Source organism: Acidovorax sp. ST3, assembly GCF_003231145.1.
Classification (GTDB): domain Bacteria; phylum Pseudomonadota; class Gammaproteobacteria; order Burkholderiales; family Burkholderiaceae_C; genus Acidovorax.
On record NZ_QKVP01000002.1, the window covers coordinates 907,544 to 921,193 of the forward strand.

Below are 13,650 nucleotides of genomic sequence, written 5' to 3' on the forward strand. Positions count from 1 at the left end.
GATCACGCAAGAACTGCACCAGATGCAGTGCAGCATGCGTTGCAAATCGGCACCACAACGGGTGCTGCCGCAACGCCTTGCGGGGCCTGTGGCAAACGCACGCAGGGGCACATATCAAGCGGCTGCAGACACGCGCTGCGGGTTGTTGGGGTGCGTGGTCCAGTTGGCGTATTCGCCCGTCACCTTTTTGCCCGTGCGCACATCGACTTCGCCCGGCTCCAGCGCGCGCATGGTGATGCACTCGGGCACGGGGCAGATCGACACGCACAGGTTGCAGCCCACGCACTCGGCCTCGTTGATTTCGAACTTGCGCACGCCGCCTTCCTTGGTGAAGGTGATGGCCTGGTGCGAGGTGTCTTCGCACACCACATGGCAGCGGCCGCACTGGATGCAGGCGTCCTGGTTGATGACGGCTTTTTCGATGTGGTTGAGGTTGAGGTTCTTCCAGTCCTTCACGGTAGGCACGGCCTGGCCCTTGAAGTCGTCGAGCGTGGCGTAGCCGTGCTCGTCCATGAAGTTGGACAGGCCATCGCACATGTCCTGCACGATCTTGAAGCCGTAGACCATGGCGGCGGTGCACACCTGCACCGTGCCGCAGCCCAGCGCGATGTACTCGGCCGCATCGCGCCAGGTGGTGATGCCACCAATGCCGCTGATGGGCAGACCGGCGGTCTGTGCATCGCGCGCAATCTCAGCCACCATGTTCAGCGCGATAGGCTTGACGGCAGGGCCGCAGTAGCCGCCGTGCGAGCCCCAGCCGTCCGTGCTCGGGCTCATCACCATGCGGTCCAGGTCCACGCCCATGATGGAGTTGATGGTGTTGATGAGCGACACGGCATCGGCCCCGCCCGCCTTGGCCGCACGCGCCGGGTGGCGCACGTCGGTGATGTTGGGCGTGAGCTTCACGATCACGGGCAGCTTGCTGTAGTGCTTGCACCAGGCCGTGACCATCTGGATGTATTCAGGCACCTGGCCCACGGCCGCGCCCATGCCGCGCTCGCTCATGCCGTGCGGGCAGCCGAAGTTGAGTTCGATGCCGTCGGCGCCGGTGTCTTCCACCAGCGGCAGGATGTTCTTCCAGCTCTCTTCCACGCAGGGCACCATGAGCGAAACGATCATGGCCCGGTCCGGCCAGTTGCGTTTGACGCGCTTGATCTCTTCCAGGTTGGTGTGCAGCGGCCGGTCGGTGATCAGCTCGATGTTGTTCAGGCCGATCACGCGGCGGTCTTGCGACATCAGCGTGGAGTAGCGCGGGCCGTTGACGTTGACCACCGGTGGGTCTTCGCCCAGCGTCTTCCACACCACGCCGCCCCAGCCCGCTTCAAAGGCGCGGGTGACGTTGATCTCTTTGTCCGTGGGTGGTGCGGAGGCCAGCCAGAAGGGGTTGGGGCTTTGGATGCCCAGAAAATTGCTGCGAATGTCTGCCATGGGGTGCTCCCGTGAAAACTGGGGTGAAGGGGTTCAGGCCACTTCAGGCCATCTCAAGCCATCAGTGCGGCGTGGATGGAGACCGCGGCGACCTTGCCGTGCTCCACCGCTTCCACCGTGAGGTCGCGGCCGCCCACGCGGCAGTCGCCACCGGCCCACACACGCGCCAGGCTGGTCTGGCCTTCAGCATCGGTGGCGATGCGCCCGCCCTCCAGTGCAATGCGGCTGCCCACGGGATCGGCCACAAAGGTCTGGCCAATGGCCTTGAGCACCATGTCGGCTTCGAGCGTGAAGGTCTCGCCGGTTTCCACCAGCTTGCCGCCGCTCAGTGCCGTGGCCGCGAAGCGCACACCCTTCACCACGCCGTTTTCGCTCAGCACCTCCTTGGGTGCGGCCCAGTGGCGGATGGTCACGCCATTCGTCTGCGCCCATTGCTGCTCCACGGCCGATGCCGACATGGCCTCGGCGCCCCGGCGGTAGACGATGGTCACTTCTTCCGCGCCCAGCTTGCGCGACTGCACGGCGGCGTCCACCGACGTCATGCCGCCGCCGATCACCACCACGCGGCGGCCCACGGGCAGGGTGGAGAGGTCGGTGCTCTGGCGCAGCTCGGCGATGAAGTCCACCGCATTGCGCAGGCCGGTGGCCGTGGGTTCGGCCACGCCCAGCGCGTTCACGCCCTGCAGGCCCAGGCCCAAGAACACGGCGTCGTAGGCGCCCAGCAGGCTATCGAGCGTGATGTCACGGCCCAGTTGCTGGCCGGTACGCACCTCGATGCCGCCAATGGACAGCAGCCACTCCACTTCCTTCTGCGCGAAGTTGTTGGTGGTCTTGTAGCTGGCCAGGCCATATTCATTGAGACCGCCGAGCTTGGGGCGCGCCTCGAACAGCACCACGTCATGCCCGCGCACGGCCAGGCCATGCGCACAGGCCAGGCCCGCAGGCCCTGCGCCCACCACGGCCACGCGCTTGCCGGTGGCGGCGGCGCGCTGGAACAGCGGTGCACCGGGCTGGGCAAAGAAGGCGTCGGTGGCATAGCGCTGCAGCGAGCCGATCTCCACCGGCTTGTCTTCGTTGGCGTTGCGCACGCAGGCCTGCTCGCACAGCACCTCGGTGGGGCACACGCGGGCGCACATGCCGCCCAGCGGGTTGGCCTCCAGGATGGCGCGGGCGGCGCCCCGGTTGTTGTCCTGCGCAATGCGGTGGATGAAGGAGGGGATGTCGATGCCCGTGGGACATGCCGTGGCGCAGGGGGCGTCGTGGCAGTAGTAGCAGCGCTCCGCCTCGATCAACGCCTGCGCCCGGGTGAGCGGTGGGTGGGCGTCGCCAAAGTTGACGGCGTAGTCGGCCAGGTTCAGGCGTGCGGCATGAATGCCGCAGGCACGGCTTGCGGGTGTGTCCATCAGGTTTCCTCCGAGAGGGTGAGGGTGGGGGTCTGGGCGCCTATAGGGCGTGCAGGCGCACGCCGCGCAGCGCTGGAGCGCCAGCCAGTGGCGCCAACCAATGCGGCACCAGCGTGAAGGCTGGTACCCGCAAACTTCGGAGGTTTCATCGTGGTCCTCGCTGTGGGTTGCAGGTGCCCGCTGCTTTGGTGCGGCGGTGCCCTGCGTTGTGGGTCAATTTACCAACCCGTAAAAATTTACCAATTGGTAAAATCCCTAAAGCAAACCGCGTGCCAGCCTCCAGCCAGCCAATTGCCAGTTTTCAGGCCCCGGCTTGTTCCACAATGGTGCAATGACTGCAGCCCGCCCGTCCCCTGCCAACCCCGCCCCCCGCCCCCGCAAGGTGGCCCGCCCGCCCGCTCTTGACGAGGCCGCGCCCCGCGCACCTACAGCATCGCGCTTGCTCAAGGAGCAGGGCATCCTCACCGAGGCGGAGAACCAGTTTGCGCAATTCGGCTTTGAAGGCGCCTCGCTGGAGAGCATTGCCGCCGCCATTGGCATCAGCCGCCACAACCTGCTGTATTACTTCCCGAGCAAGGAGGCGCTGTACCAGCGGGTGCTGGACGATGTGCTCACCCAGTGGCTGGCGGGCATGGAAGACCTGTCACACAGCGACGACCCGCAGCAAGCGCTGCGGCGCTACATCCGCGCCAAGCTGCACTACTCGCGTACGCGCCCCCAGGGCGCCAAGGTGTTCACCAAAGAGGTGATTGCGGGTGCACCACGGTATGGCACGGCCATCACCGAACGGGTGGCGCCGCTGCTCAAGACCGAGGTGCGCACCTTCGAGCGCTGGGCGCGCGAGGGCCGCATTGCCAAGGTCAACTTCACGCACCTGATGTTCATCATCTGGTCGGTGACCCAGGCGTACGCGGAGCAGGAGGCCCAGTTCGCCCTGCTGCTGGGCAAGCCCGCCCTGACCGAGCGCGACTACGAAAAGGCCGAAGAGCTGATCGTGCGCATGGTGCTGAGCGCGCTGGCGCCCGATGCGATGGTGTAAGCAGGCACGGCACACCAGACGCTATATAAACAATAGCTGCTGACGCAATCAAGCTATGCGCCTGGGGCCGATTTCTTCATCTATGGGCGTCAAACGCCCGAGTCTTTCAGCCGCCGGTACAGCGATCGCTCGCTGATGCCCAGCTGCCGCGCCAGCGCCGCGCGACTGCCCTGGTGGGTTGCCAGAGCCTGTTGCAGGGCCTGGTCGTCCAGCAACCTTCGTTGACGTGACGACCCGGCCAACGCCGCCGATGCACGCGACTCCCCTGCGCCCTCCTCCACCGCCCCCGCGAGCGGCGGCAGGCCGCAGGCAAGCGCTTGCTGCACATGCTCCGCGCCGATGGTGTCGCCATCACACAGCAGGGCGGTGCGCTCCAGCAGGTTGCGCAGTTCCCGCACATTGCCGGGGTAAGGCTGCGCCTCCAGCAAGGCCAGCGCAGCGCCAGACAGCTGCAGTGTCCGGGGCGGGGGAGCCACACGCTCCAGCAGCGCGCATGCCAGCAGGGCGGTATCGCCCTGGCGTTCGCGCAGCGGTGGCAGGTGGATGGGAAAAGTGCTCAGGCGGTAGTACAGGTCTTCACGAAAGCGCCCTGCGGCCACCATGTGCTGCAGGTTGCGGTGCGTGGCCGATACCACGCGCAGGTCGGCATGCCGCAGCTCGGTGCTGCCCACGCGGCGGTAGGTGCCGGTCTCCAGCATGCGCAGCAGCTTGACCTGCAGCGGCAGGGGGATGTCGCCCACCTCGTCCAGAAACAGCGTGCCGCCGTCTGCCGCCTCCACCAGCCCCGGTCGGGCCTGGGCCGCGCCGGTGAACGCCCCTTTCTCATGCCCGAACAGCTCGGACTCGAACAGCGCCTCGGGCAGGCTGGAGCAGTCCACGGGCACCAGTGCGCGCCGCGCGCGCAGGCTGCCCTGGTGCACGGCATGGGCCACCAGCTCCTTGCCCGTGCCCGACTCGCCCTGCAACAACACCGCAGCCCGCGAGGGTGCCACCCGCGCCACCAGCCCCAGCATCTTCTGGAAAGCGGGCGAACGCCCGATGAGCCCCTGCGCCGACGGCACCGGCTGCGCCGCCACCGGCAAAGGAACCATCTTTTCGACAAAGAACCCTGTGGTGCCGTCCGCACCCGCCACCGGCGCCAGCTCGATCTGTACATATTCCTCACCCTGGGCCGTGTGGTGCACATGCAGCACCCGTTCGCGTTGCCCCGAAGCGCGCGCCAGCGCCAGTGGGCAGGACTCGCCCGCCTGGTCACACGGCACGCTGGCATGGTGAGACACGGCATGGCAGGTGCGCCCCACCACACTGCCCTCCGCACCGCCTTCCGTACCGCCCGATGCACCGAACTGGCGGCGATAGGCCCCATTGGCCGCCAGGATGCGATAGCGGTCGTCCAGCAGGATGTGTGGATCGGGCAGGCCCTCCAGAAAGGACACCAGTTCGGCGGGCGGCGTGGGAAGACGGGGCATGGCAACACCTCGGTGCAGGCAAAGGCCCTGACGGTGCACCGGTTTCGCCGACGGGCCTTTGATCTATGCCATGCGGACTGCAATGGATGGCAGTTGGCAGTTAATTTGGCAGACGGAGTAGCAGTCCATCCGGCTGGGGCCGGGCCTGCGGCGCGCCCGCTCACACGATATGCGCGCGCAACCTGTTGAATTCAAAGGCTTTTCATGCGGGACGCGTCATGGCAGGCCGGTCTTGCGGGTGATGGCACGTCGTTTGCGGTAAAGCATTGCCGCCCGCTGCGTTGCGGGCGGTGGCCGTCACCCCGTCGAGCCCTCTCTCGGTCTCGGCGCCACGGCCAGTCCTACCTCTCTCTCAGAAAGCACCCCATGGCCCTCCACCCCGCTACTCCCAATGGCTCCCTTCCAGGCACCGACAGCGATCCCTCCGCAGAGCGTCGGCAGCTGGTGCTGCTGACGGCGGCCACGGGCTGCGTGGCGGCAGCAGGGGTTGCCGTGCCCCTGGTGTCCAGCCTGGCCCCCAGCGAACGCGCACGGGCCATGGGCGCCGGTGTGGAGGTGGATATCAGCGACCTGGCGCCCGGTGGCGTGAAGACGGTGGAATGGCGCGGCAAGCCCGTGTGGGTCATGCGACGTACACCCGAAATGCTGGCCGCCCTGCCCCAGCAAGACGCCGCGCTGGCCGACCCGGCCTCGCGCAAGGACCAGCAACCCGAGTACGCCCGCAACCCGCAACGCTCCATCCGCCCGGAGGTGTTTGTCTCGGTGGGTATCTGCACGCACCTGGGCTGCTCCCCCACCGCCGTGCCCGCAGGCACCAGCAACCCCAGCGTGGGAGACCAATGGCAGGGTGGTTTCTTTTGCCCCTGCCACGGCTCCACCTTCGACCTGGCAGGCCGCGTCTTCAAGAACAAGCCCGCGCCCACCAACCTGGAGGTGCCGCCGCACCGCTACGTGTCTGACACCCGGTTGCTCATCGGGGACGACGCAGCCTGATCGATGGCAGCCGCCTGGGGCGGCGCATTGCCGGTGCCACTTCGCGTCAGACCTGCTTCTGCTGCCACAGCACATCCAGCACATGCTGGGTGGCGCGCTCTACCGGGCCCGCGCGGTGGGCAATGCCCAGGGGGCGCCACAGCCGGGGCTGCACCGGCAGCATGCGGATGCGCGGGTCCAGCGGCGTGGCGGTAGAGGCCTCGTGCGGCAGCAGCGTGGCTCCGTAGCCCGCAGCCACTAGGCTCTTGATGGCATCGTTGTAGTTGAGCTGGATGCGCGCCTTGGGCTGCTCGCCCGCCAGGGCCAGCCATTCGCTCGTCAGGCGTGACAGGCTGGTGCCATCGTCATTCAGGATCAACGGCTGCCCCGCCAGCCACTGGGGCGTGACCCTGCGGGGTGCCGCCCAGGCCGAGGGGACAAACGCCATCACCGGGTCGCGCCGCCAGGGCATCATCGTCACCCCGCGCACCGACGCCATGGGCAAGGCCACCAGGCCCACGTCCAGCGTGCCCAGCGCCAACCGCGACACGGTCTCCTGTGACGTGAGCACCACCACCTGCACATCGATGCCGGGGTGGTGCTGGCCCAGCACCTCCAGCGCCTGGGGCAGCAGGTGCGCGATGGCGCCGGTGGACGCGCCCAGCCGCACCCGCCCCTCCAGCCCCTGCACTTGGCGCCGTACCAGGTCCATGGCCTCGTCGGCATCGGCCAGCAGGCGCCGGGCTCGCTCTACCAGCACCTCTCCCGCGCCGGACGGCCGCACCTCGCCCCGCTTGCGCACCAGCAACGGCGCACCAATCAACGCCTCCAGGTCCGCAATGTGCAGGCTGACCGTGGGCGGCGCCAGGTGCAGCGTGCGGGCCGCTTCGGCAAAAGACCCGAGGTCAGCGATGGTGACCAGGGTGCGCAGCCGGTCGAGATTGAGTTCGCGCATGACGTTCAGCAGAACTGATCTTGAAGTTTGTGAAATTCAACTTTCCAAAGTTTAGACCGGCGCCGAAGATTCCACATCCCCCCATGCCAGGAATCCGCACCATGACCACCCAGCCCCTTGTTTTCATTGACGGCGACCAAGGCACCACCGGCCTGCAAATCCACCAGCGCCTGCACGGCCGCACCGACCTGCAGCTGCTGACACTGCCCGAGGCCGACCGCAAGAACCCCACCCGCCGCGCCGAAGCCATCAACAGCTGCGACATCGCCATCCTGTGCCTGCCCGACGCCGCCGCCCGCGAAGCAGTCGCCGCCATCCACAACCCCGCTGTGCGCGTGATCGACGCCAGCTCGGCCCACCGCACGGACGCGCAATGGGTCTATGGCTTTCCGGAAATGGATGCGGCGCAGGCCGCGCGCATCGCCAGCGCGCAACGCGTCAGCAACCCCGGCTGTTACCCCACAGGCGCTATCGCCCTGCTGCGGCCCCTGGTGCAGGCCGGCTTGCTGCCTCCCGACCATGCGCTCAACATCCATGCGGTGTCGGGCTACTCCGGCGGAGGGCGTGCCCGCGTGCAAGCCCACGAAGGCCCCGAGGCAGGCCATGCGCCCGCCTTCCAGGTCTATGGGCTGCCGCTGGAGCACAAACACACGCCCGAGATCGCGCAGCACGCCGGGCTGTCGCAGCGCCCGTTTTTTCTCCCCTCGTACGGCGCCTTCCGCCAGGGCATCGTGCTGACCATCGGGCTGCATCTGCGGCAGCTCGCGCCCGGTACGCAAGGCGAACACCTGCACGCCTGCCTGCAGCAGCACTATGCCGACGCCCCCTTTGTCGAGGTGATGCCCCCCGCCGCCACCGAAGCGGCCGAGCACCTGGACCCACAGGCCCTGAACGGCACCAACCAGCTGCGGCTGGGGGTGTTCAGCAACGCCCGCCACGGCCAGGTGCTGCTGACCGCCGTGTTTGACAACCTGGGCAAGGGCGCCTCGGGGGCGGCGGTGCAGAACCTGGATCTGATGCTGGGCGGCACGACCTGACGGGCGCGGGCAGAACCGGAGAGGAGAAGCCTTCTTCCCCATGTTCTGGGGGGGTGTCTTGAAATGGCCACAAATGCCCGTATCATTAGCACTCACCGCAGACGAGTGCTAACACCGCGCTCCCTGCTGGCAGTTTGGTGGCCCCGGATGGCCGGGGCTGATTGAATCCATCAGCTTTTTTTACTGAAAACAGGAGCAATGCAATGAACCTTCGCCCTCTGCACGATCGCGTGATCGTCAAGCGTATTGAAAGCGAAACCACGACGGCCTCCGGCATCGTGATCCCTGACAACGCCGCCGAAAAGCCCGATCAAGGTGAAGTGTTGGCCGTGGGCCCTGGCAAGAAGAACGACAAGGGTGAAGTGATCGCCCTGAACGTGAAGGTCGGCGACCGCGTTCTGTTCGGCAAGTACTCGGGCCAGACCGTCAAGGTCAACGGCGACGAGCTGCTGGTCATGAAGGAAGACGATCTGTTTGCCGTGGTCGAGAAGTAATTTCTCACCCCTGCGTTACTCATCTTTTCATAGCTGCTTGCGCTGATTAATCATGCGCTAGCAGCCAATTTGAACCCAATTTTCAGGAGCTCCAAAATGGCAGCAAAAGACGTAGTTTTCGGCGGCGAAGCCCGCGCACGCATGGTTGAAGGCGTGAACATCCTGGCCAACGCGGTCAAGGTCACGCTGGGCCCCAAGGGCCGTAACGTGGTGCTGGAGCGCTCGTTCGGCGCCCCTACCGTGACCAAGGACGGTGTGTCCGTGGCCAAGGAAATCGAACTGAAGGACAAGCTGCAGAACATGGGCGCCCAGCTCGTGAAGGAAGTGGCTTCCAAGACCAGCGACAACGCTGGTGACGGCACCACCACCGCTACCGTGCTGGCCCAAGCCATCGTGCGCGAAGGCTCCAAGTACGTGGCCGCTGGCCTGAACCCCATGGACCTGAAGCGCGGTATCGACAAGGCCGTGCTGGCCCTGACCGAAGAGCTGAAGAAGGCTTCCAAGCCCACCACCACCTCCAAGGAAATCGCCCAAGTGGGCTCGATCTCGGCCAACTCCGACGAGTCCATCGGCAAGATCATTGCTGACGCCATGGACAAGGTCGGCAAGGAAGGCGTGATCACCGTGGAAGACGGCAAGTCGCTGCAAAACGAGCTGGATGTCGTGGAAGGCATGCAGTTTGACCGCGGCTACCTGTCGCCCTACTTCATCAACAACCCAGAAAAGCAAGCCGCTCTGCTGGACAACCCCTTCGTGCTGCTGTTCGACAAGAAGATCAGCAACATCCGCGACCTGCTGCCCACGCTGGAGCAAGTTGCCAAGGCTGGCCGTCCCCTGCTGATCATTGCTGAAGAAGTCGAAGGCGAAGCCCTGGCTACGCTGGTGGTCAACACCATCCGCGGCATCCTGAAGGTTGTGGCTGTGAAGGCTCCTGGCTTCGGCGACCGTCGCAAGGCCATGCTGGAAGACATCGCCATTCTGACGGGCGGCAAGGTCATCGCTGAAGAAGTGGGCCTGTCCCTGGAGAAGGTCACGCTGGCCGACCTGGGCCAAGCCAAACGCATCGAAGTGGGCAAGGAAAACACCATCATCATCGACGGTGCTGGTGCCGCTGCCGACATCGAAGCCCGCGTGAAGCAAATCCGCATCCAGATCGAAGAAGCGACCAGCGACTACGACCGTGAAAAGCTGCAAGAGCGCGTGGCCAAGCTGGCCGGCGGCGTGGCAGTGATCAAGGTCGGCGCTGCGACCGAAGTCGAAATGAAGGAAAAGAAGGCCCGCGTGGAAGACGCCCTGCACGCTACCCGCGCTGCGGTGGAAGAAGGCATCGTGGCCGGTGGTGGCGTGGCCCTGCTGCGCGCACGCCAAGCGGCTGGCGAGATCAAGGGCGACAACCCCGACCAGGACGCTGGCGTGAAGCTGATCCTGAAGGCCATCGAAGCCCCTCTGCGCGAGATCGTTTACAACGCTGGTGGCGAGCCATCGGTGGTGGTGAACGCTGTGCTGAACGGCAAGGGCAACTACGGCTTCAACGCTGCCAACGACACCTACGGCGACATGATCGAAATGGGTATCCTGGACCCCACCAAGGTGACCCGTACAGCCCTGCAGAACGCCGCTTCCGTGGCATCGCTGCTGCTGACGACCGAAGCCATGGTGGCTGAGGCTCCAAAGGACGACGCACCTGCTGCTGGCATGCCCGACATGGGCGGCATGGGTGGCATGGGCGGCATGGGTATGTAATTGCCCGGCCCCTGCGCAGCAGCCCGGTGCTCGCTGCGCAGTCCACAACACAAAAGCCCGCAGGCCTTACGGTCTGCGGGCTTTTTTCATGGGCGCCAACGCGGGGCGTCAGCTTGCGGCGGCTTTACTCCCCGCTGGGCTGCACCCACCAGTAAATCAGCACCAGGGTACCAATACCGGTGAGCGACAGCAGCTGCCACCAGCCGGAGCGCCCAATGTCATGCAAGCGGCGTGCGCCCACCGCCAGCGCGGGCAGCAGCAGGGCCAAGGCGGCAATGCCGTAGAGCACCTGGCTGATCATGGTGGCAATCACCAGCACGCCGAGCTGGAACAGCGCGAACCACCAGAACTCGGAGCGTGGCGCACGGCCCGAAAACCCGGCGTACTGCGCGAAGCAGCTTTTGACAGCCGAAACAAAATCCATAGCGAACTCCCTCTCTTGAACAATCGTTGCTCGGTCACGGGGTATCCCCGCGTGGCCATGATAGAGGGGCGTTGCGACAAGTCCAGCCGGCTCGACACACACAGCGGCCACGCTGTGCCGCCCGCGCCACGGATTTTTTAAAGTTAGACGCTATTATTTTTATAGCTGCCAGCGCTTAATGCACTAGCGCATGGGGCGCTTTTGGCCGCAAACCCAGCGCCAGCGATCCCTCAGGCCGCCTTGCGCAGCGCCTGGGTGTCACGCGCCAGTTGCGTGATGCGCGCCCAGTCGCCCGCACGCACCGCGTCGGTGGGCGTGAGCCACGAGCCCCCCACGCAGCGCACATTGGGCAGCGCCAGGTAGTTGGAAGCGGTGGCGTTGGTGATGCCGCCGGTAGGGCAAAAGCTCACCTGGCCAAACGGGCTGGCCCAGGACTTGAGCAGCGGGATGCCACCCACGGCCTCGGCCGGGAACAGTTTGAGGAACGAGAACCCATCGGCCAGCGCCGCCATGATCTCGCTCGACGTGGCCACGCCGGGCAGCAGCGGCAGGTTCAGGCCCTTGCAGGCGCTGCCCACGGCCGACGTGTAGCCGGGGCTCACGGCAAACCGCGCACCGGCTTCACTGGCGCGGCGGGCGTCATCGGCATTGAGCACCGTGCCCACGCCCACCACGGCCTCGGGCAGATGGCGGGCGATGCTTTCGATGGCGGGCAGACCCGCGGCGGTGCGCAGTGTCACTTCCAGCACCTTCACGCCACCGGCCAGCAAGGCCTCGGCCAGGGGCAGAGCGTCTTCCACGCGGTCGATCACGATGACGGGGATGACGGGGCCATGGCTGGCGATGTCGAGGGGATTCATGGGGGTGGAAGCAGGGGTTACAGCCATGTGCAGGCTCCTTGTTCGGCACCGCCTGCGTGGCGGCGAAAGTTGGTGAAGAGTTCACGGCCAAAGCCGATGGGTGATGGGGCGTTGAAGGGTGCCGGGGCGCGAGCGGCCCACTCGGCATCGTCCACCAACACATCGAGCGTGCCAGCGACTGCATCCACCCGCACGATGTCGCCATCGCGCACCTTGGCCAGCGGACCACCGGCCAGTGCCTCGGGCGTGACGTGGATGGCAGCAGGCACACGGCCCGATGCGCCGCTCATGCGACCGTCAGTCACCAGCGCCACCTGGAAGCCTTGGTTCTGCAGCACCGCCAGCGGGGGCGTGAGCTTGTGCAGCTCGGGCATGCCATTGGCCTGCGGCCCCTGAAAACGCACCACGGCCACCATGTCCTGGTTGACCTCGCCCGCGCTGAAGGCGGCGAGCAGGGCTTCTTGCGAATCGAAAACACGCGCCGGGGCCTGGACAATGTGGCGGTCTTCGGGCACGGCCGAGACCTTGATCACCGCACGGCCCAGGCGGCCTTGCAGAAGGCGCAGGCCGCCCGTGGGCGAGAAGGGTTCGCTCACAGGCCGCAGCACCGAGGTGTCGCCCGATACGGCGGGTGCGCTCTTGCCGCCATCGGCAATGCCGCCCGCGTTCACGCTCAATACATCGGGGTGCATGAAGCCGCCCGCCAGCAGCTCGCGCAGGATCCACGGCGGGCCGCCTGCGGCCTGAAACTGGTTCACGTCGGCATCGCCATTGGGGTACACGCGGGCCAACAAGGGCACCACGGACGAGAGTTCGTCAAAGTCCGTCCAGTCGATCAGGATGCCTGCACTGCGTGCAATAGCCACCCAATGGATCAGGTGGTTGGTAGAGCCGCCCGTGGCCAGCAACGCGACCATGGCGTTGACGATGCAGCGCTCGTCCACCAGCTTGCCGATGGGGGTGAAACGCGATCCGCGCTTGCCGATGCCGAGCACGGTGCGCAGCGCCTGGCGCGTAAAGGCCTCGCGCGCCTCGGTGCCGGGCGACTCGAACGCCGCGCCGGGCACATGCAGGCCCATGGCTTCGAGCAGCATCTGGTTGCTGTTGGCCGTGCCGTAAAAGGTGCAGGTGCCAGGGCTGTGGTACGCGGCGGACTCGGCCTTGAGCAGCTCGTCGCGGCCCACCAGGCCTTGTGCGTACTGCTCGCGCACCTTGGATTTGTCCTTGTTCGACAGGCCCGTGCCCATGGGGCCTGCAGGCACAAACACGCAGGGCAGGTGGCCATAGTGCAGCGCGCCGATCAGCAGACCCGGCACGATCTTGTCGCACACGCCCAGCAGCAGCGCACCATCGAACACATCGTGGGACAGCGCTACCGCAGTGGCCATGGCAATGGCATCGCGGGAGAACAGCGACAGCTCCATGCCGGGCGTACCCTGCGTCACGCCGTCGCACATGGCTGGCACACCGCCTGCCACTTGCACCGTGGCGCCAAGCTGGGCGGCTTCGTCGCGCAAGACGGCGGGGTAGCCCTGGTACGGCTGGTGGGCCGAGAGCATGTCGTTGTAGGCCGTCACCACGCCAATATTGGGCGCCTTCTCGACCGTGACCTTGAACTTGTCAGAGCCCGGCAACGCCGCATAGGCATGGGCCAGGTTTGCGCAGCCCATGCGGTCTTGGGCGGGCTTGCGGGCGATCATGGCGTCAACGCCGGCAAGGTAAGCGCCGCGGGTGTCTGCGCTGCGCTGGACAATGCGCTCGGTCACGCGCGCTACAACTGGGTGCATGGAAGTCTCCATCGGTGGGTGGCAAGGCCCCGGGGCGAT

Annotated in this window: 12 protein-coding genes; 5 read left to right on the plus strand and 7 right to left on the minus strand. The window is 66.2% G+C overall.

What is annotated here, in order from left to right; all coding sequences use genetic code 11:
• Positions 1 to 114: 114 nt before the first annotated feature.
• Together preA and DNK89_RS09080 are read right to left on the minus strand one after the other, a co-directional pair.
• On the minus strand, positions 115 to 1,428 hold the full coding sequence (preA, locus tag DNK89_RS09075) for an NAD-dependent dihydropyrimidine dehydrogenase subunit PreA (protein WP_015012632.1): 1,314 nt from the start codon (positions 1,426 to 1,428) through the stop codon (positions 115 to 117).
• Positions 1,429 to 1,481: 53 nt separating this feature from the next.
• Positions 1,482 to 2,831 (minus strand): NAD(P)-dependent oxidoreductase, encoded by a 1,350-nt coding sequence (locus DNK89_RS09080; protein ID WP_110959770.1) that lies wholly within the window; start codon positions 2,829 to 2,831, stop codon positions 1,482 to 1,484.
• A gap of 331 nt (positions 2,832 to 3,162) precedes the next feature.
• Here DNK89_RS09080 and DNK89_RS09085 point away from each other — a divergent pair, with 331 nt between their 5' ends.
• Positions 3,163 to 3,870 carry a TetR/AcrR family transcriptional regulator gene (locus DNK89_RS09085; RefSeq protein WP_203422223.1) on the plus strand — a complete coding sequence of 236 codons (708 nt, stop codon included), beginning with the start codon at positions 3,163 to 3,165 and terminating at the stop codon, positions 3,868 to 3,870.
• Between the two features lie 89 nt (positions 3,871 to 3,959).
• On the opposite strand, the gene DNK89_RS09090 is transcribed toward DNK89_RS09085, so the two are convergent.
• Positions 3,960 to 5,339 (minus strand): sigma-54-dependent Fis family transcriptional regulator, encoded by a 1,380-nt coding sequence (locus DNK89_RS09090; RefSeq protein WP_110959771.1) that lies wholly within the window; start codon positions 5,337 to 5,339, stop codon positions 3,960 to 3,962.
• Positions 5,340 to 5,705: 366 nt separating this feature from the next.
• Here DNK89_RS09090 and petA point away from each other — a divergent pair, with 366 nt between their 5' ends.
• Complete coding sequence (petA, locus tag DNK89_RS09095) at positions 5,706 to 6,332, plus strand: ubiquinol-cytochrome c reductase iron-sulfur subunit (protein WP_110959772.1); 627 nt, start codon at positions 5,706 to 5,708, stop codon at positions 6,330 to 6,332.
• A gap of 46 nt (positions 6,333 to 6,378) precedes the next feature.
• Here the strand turns inward: petA and DNK89_RS09100 are convergent, their stop codons facing one another.
• Entirely contained in the window at positions 6,379 to 7,266 is an 888-nt protein-coding gene (locus DNK89_RS09100) for a LysR family transcriptional regulator (RefSeq protein ID WP_110959773.1), read from the minus strand.
• Positions 7,267 to 7,367: 101 nt separating this feature from the next.
• On the opposite strand from DNK89_RS09100, the gene argC reads away from it, so the two are divergent.
• The 3 genes from argC (at position 7,368) to groL (ending at position 10,540) form a co-directional block, all read left to right on the plus strand.
• Positions 7,368 to 8,303, plus strand: a complete 936-nt coding sequence (gene argC, locus DNK89_RS09105; RefSeq protein ID WP_110959774.1) for an N-acetyl-gamma-glutamyl-phosphate reductase — start codon at positions 7,368 to 7,370, stop codon at positions 8,301 to 8,303.
• Between the two features lie 203 nt (positions 8,304 to 8,506).
• Positions 8,507 to 8,797 (plus strand): co-chaperone GroES, encoded by a 291-nt coding sequence (locus DNK89_RS09110; protein ID WP_015012625.1) that lies wholly within the window; start codon positions 8,507 to 8,509, stop codon positions 8,795 to 8,797.
• Between the two features lie 96 nt (positions 8,798 to 8,893).
• A complete protein-coding gene (gene groL, locus DNK89_RS09115; protein ID WP_015012624.1) occupies positions 8,894 to 10,540 on the plus strand; it encodes a chaperonin GroEL in 1,647 nt (548 codons plus the stop codon).
• A gap of 124 nt (positions 10,541 to 10,664) precedes the next feature.
• Here the strand turns inward: groL and DNK89_RS09120 are convergent, their stop codons facing one another.
• The 3 genes from DNK89_RS09120 to edd form a co-directional block, all read right to left on the minus strand.
• On the minus strand, positions 10,665 to 10,964 hold the full coding sequence (locus DNK89_RS09120; protein ID WP_015012623.1) for a DUF805 domain-containing protein: 300 nt from the start codon (positions 10,962 to 10,964) through the stop codon (positions 10,665 to 10,667).
• Between the two features lie 230 nt (positions 10,965 to 11,194).
• Positions 11,195 to 11,851, minus strand: a complete 657-nt coding sequence (gene eda, locus DNK89_RS09125) for a bifunctional 4-hydroxy-2-oxoglutarate aldolase/2-dehydro-3-deoxy-phosphogluconate aldolase (RefSeq protein ID WP_056640906.1) — start codon at positions 11,849 to 11,851, stop codon at positions 11,195 to 11,197.
• Positions 11,842 to 13,611 (minus strand): phosphogluconate dehydratase, encoded by a 1,770-nt coding sequence (gene edd / locus DNK89_RS09130; protein ID WP_110959775.1) that lies wholly within the window; start codon positions 13,609 to 13,611, stop codon positions 11,842 to 11,844. The genes eda and edd overlap by 10 nt, the downstream gene beginning before the upstream one ends.
• Between the last annotated feature and the right edge of the window lie 39 nt (positions 13,612 to 13,650).

Excerpts from the sequence above, each read along its gene's own strand:
- DNK89_RS09085 (WP_203422223.1), top strand. The coding sequence starts at position 3,163 with ATGACTGCAGCCCGCCCGTCCCCTGCCAACCCCGCCCCCCGCCCCCGC.
- argC (WP_110959774.1), top strand. The coding sequence starts at position 7,368 with ATGACCACCCAGCCCCTTGTTTTCATTGACGGCGACCAAGGCACCACC.
- edd (WP_110959775.1), bottom strand. The coding sequence starts at position 13,611 with ATGCACCCAGTTGTAGCGCGCGTGACCGAGCGCATTGTCCAGCGCAGC.
- DNK89_RS09080 (WP_110959770.1), bottom strand. The coding sequence starts at position 2,831 with ATGGACACACCCGCAAGCCGTGCCTGCGGCATTCATGCCGCACGCCTG.
- DNK89_RS09120 (WP_015012623.1), bottom strand. The coding sequence starts at position 10,964 with ATGGATTTTGTTTCGGCTGTCAAAAGCTGCTTCGCGCAGTACGCCGGG.
- petA (WP_110959772.1), top strand. The coding sequence starts at position 5,706 with ATGGCCCTCCACCCCGCTACTCCCAATGGCTCCCTTCCAGGCACCGAC.
- DNK89_RS09110 (WP_015012625.1), top strand. The coding sequence starts at position 8,507 with ATGAACCTTCGCCCTCTGCACGATCGCGTGATCGTCAAGCGTATTGAA.
- eda (WP_056640906.1), bottom strand. The coding sequence starts at position 11,851 with ATGGCTGTAACCCCTGCTTCCACCCCCATGAATCCCCTCGACATCGCC.
- DNK89_RS09090 (WP_110959771.1), bottom strand. The coding sequence starts at position 5,339 with ATGCCCCGTCTTCCCACGCCGCCCGCCGAACTGGTGTCCTTTCTGGAG.
- groL (WP_015012624.1), top strand. The coding sequence starts at position 8,894 with ATGGCAGCAAAAGACGTAGTTTTCGGCGGCGAAGCCCGCGCACGCATG.
- DNK89_RS09100 (WP_110959773.1), bottom strand. The coding sequence starts at position 7,266 with ATGCGCGAACTCAATCTCGACCGGCTGCGCACCCTGGTCACCATCGCT.
- preA (WP_015012632.1), bottom strand. The coding sequence starts at position 1,428 with ATGGCAGACATTCGCAGCAATTTTCTGGGCATCCAAAGCCCCAACCCC.